The following is a 2,939-nucleotide window of genomic DNA, read 5'->3' on the forward strand; positions in this document are numbered from 1 at the left end:
ATACCATTTTTGGGAGATAAATAATTATATTGGGAGAAAAAAATGCAACGTTAGATTTCTAACATTGCATTTTTATTTACATTAATATTTAGGTGTTAATCCTACATACATATCTTTGTAGTGTTTTGCACTCTGTTCCCAAGAGACATCTTTGTTCATATTACGAACTACCATGTCATCCCAGTATGGTCTACTTTCGAAGTAAAGTGTCTTAGCACGATTGATTGCATCATATAAAAGTCCACTTTCATATCTATCGAATGTAAATCCATTACCAGTGTTATCAAATAAGTTATAAGGCTGTACTGTATCTTTTAATCCACCAGTTTCTCTTACGATTGGTACTGAACCATATCTCATACTAATTAACTGAGTTAATCCACATGGTTCAAATCTAGATGGTACTAATAATGCATCACATCCAGCATAGATGTTATGTGCTACATTTTCATTGTAGGCAATATAAGCACAGAAGTTACCCTTATACTGGTTTTCATAATAACGGAATGCATCTTCATATTCAGCATCACCTGTACCTAATACAACAACCTGTGTATGTTCATCCATAATATGTGGAATTACATTATTTACAAGATCTAGACCCTTCTGGTTTGTCAAACGTGAAATCAAACCAATGACAATCTTATGATCATCTACTTCTAATCCTAATGATTCCTGTAAAGCTTTCTTATTTGCTTTCTTATTTTCAATAACATTCGTACTATCATATGGCGCAGCTAATAGTTTATCCGTTGCTGGATTCCAGATATCTGTATCGATACCATTTACGATACCTACAAGCTTGTTATGATGATATCTTAAGTGTTCTTCAAGACCTTCACCATATTCTTCAGTCTGGATTTCACCAGCATATGTATTACTTACTGTAGTTACAACATTACTATAAGTAATACCACCCTTTAACATATTCGCATCCAACCAATTCTGTGTGAGGCAGTCTTTATTAAATACATAATCAGGAAGTCCTGACCAGTACTGAATTGTCTTTCTATCATAGATTCCCTGGAATCTTAAGTTATGAATAGTAAGTACACAGCTTGCACGTCCTACATTACTGTCTTTGAAGCATGTTCTTAAGTATAGTGGAACTAAAGCAGCCTGCCAGTCATGACAATGTACAACATCAGGTGTCCAATCTAAATAGTTAAGAGCTGCAAGAGCCGCTTTACCAAAATAACAGAATTTAGGAATATCATCGATTAGATTAGTATATGGATTACCCCAAGAGAAGAATTCATCGTTATCAATAAAATCATAAACAACGCCATCTTCCTGGTATTCCATAATACCTACATAATACTGTTTACCATCTGCACATAAGTCCATAGAGAATGAACCTTTATATTCCATCTTTTCCTGGAACTTCTGTGGAATACATTTATATCTAGGAATAATAACCTTAACATCACAATTCAACTTAGCAAGACTCTTAGGAAGAGCAGACATAACATCTCCTAATCCACCTGTCTTTACAAATGGATAACATTCAGAACCAATGAATGCCACACTTCTACGTGGACCTAAATCAACTGGAGCTGGAGCAGGAGTTTCCTGAACAACTACTTCAGGTTCTACTTCAACCTTCTTTTCAACTTCAGGAGCTACTGTCTCTTCTACTTTAGGTTCTTCCTTCTTAGTTGTCTTTTTAGGTGCTTCTTCTTTTACAGTTTCTGTCTTAGCTGCAGCTTTTTTAGCTGTTGTTTTCTTAGCAGCTGTAGTCTTCTTAGTTGTTGCTTTCTTTGTTGCAGTATTTTTAGCTGTTTCCTTTTTAGGTTCAGCTTCCTTTACTGTTTCCACCTTAGCAGCTGCTTCCGTTACTGGAGTTTCTTCTTTAACTGCTTCTGTTTTTGAAACTGTAGTTTTCTTAGCAGTTGTCTTTTTAGGAGCAGCTTTCTTAGCTGTAGTTTTCTTAGCAGTTTCCTTTACAGGAGCTTCTTCTTTTACAGCTTCTGTCTTAGCTGCAGTCGCTTTTTTAGCTGTTGTTTTCTTAGTAGTTGTAGTCTTCTTAGCTGTCGCTTTTTTAGGTTCAGCTTCTGCTACTGTTTCTACCTTAGCAGTTGCTTCCTTTACGGGAGTTTCTTTTTTAGTTGCAGTCTTAGTGGCTGTAGCTTTCTTAACTGTTTCCTTTACGGGAGCAGCTTCTTTTGTTGTATCCTTAGCAGCTGTTGTTACTGTTTCTTCCTTAACAGCAGCTGCTTTTGTAGTTGTTTTCTTTGTAGTTTTCTTTCTCATATCTTCTTCTCCGATCTCTTAGATTAAAACAAACCATAAAACCTTAACTTTCTCATTTTCTCTTGCAACACCCCCTACTATTACAATTAAACTTTAAGTTCACTTAAAGTTAGTAATATATTCAAAATATTTCTTTATTTATTGTACCATAATCTGTAAAAGTTGTTTATACAAAAGAGACTTATTCCAAAAAATGGATTTATGCATATTCCTCCAAATACTTATTATATGTATTCTTATCAATACAAACATATACCTTATCCCAGAAAGCATCATAATCATTATTAATAGCTAATCTCTCATAGCATTTCTCTGCATTCTCTTTCATAACCACGAAGTACTTCTGCTTCTTCTATAAGTCCTATCTCATCAAATACTTTCACAGCATCAGCATATGATTTTAGATCTAATCCATCCATACCTAGTTCCGTATCACAATCAATAACAGCAATAATATTCTTGATCCACAAAGGATACTTTTCTAATTCACCTCTTACCTCTGGATATTCATATATATCAGTTATTGCCTGTACAAAATCTTCACCATTTGTGATTTCTGATATTGCGTGATCTATAAAGTTCATTTCTTCAGTCACCTCTCTTGTAATATATTTTAACATTATTCTCTGAAACAATAGAAAAAATGAATCAGTCGCAAAGATCATTTCAAAACATTCCCTGTATTT

The 2,939-nt window shown here is 34.3% G+C and carries 3 protein-coding genes; all 3 read right to left on the reverse strand.

Annotated features, from left to right (window positions below; all coding sequences use genetic code 11):
• Nucleotides 1-81: 81 nt before the first annotated feature.
• On the reverse strand, nt 82-2,253 hold the full coding sequence (locus tag QVO42_RS04420; protein WP_022424961.1) for a glycogen synthase: 2,172 nt from the start codon (nt 2,251-2,253) through the stop codon (nt 82-84).
• Nucleotides 2,254-2,452: 199 nt separating this feature from the next.
• Complete coding sequence (locus QVO42_RS04425; RefSeq protein WP_022424962.1) at nt 2,453-2,581, reverse strand: hypothetical protein; 129 nt, start codon at nt 2,579-2,581, stop codon at nt 2,453-2,455.
• The coding region (locus tag QVO42_RS04430) for a hypothetical protein (RefSeq protein WP_288163832.1) at nt 2,553-2,939 on the reverse strand (387 nt) is incomplete at its 5' end. The genes QVO42_RS04425 and QVO42_RS04430, both read right to left, overlap by 29 nt.

This window comes from Catenibacterium sp. CAG:290, assembly GCF_000437715.1.
GTDB lineage: Bacteria > Bacillota_I > Bacilli_A > Erysipelotrichales > Coprobacillaceae > Catenibacterium > Catenibacterium mitsuoka_A.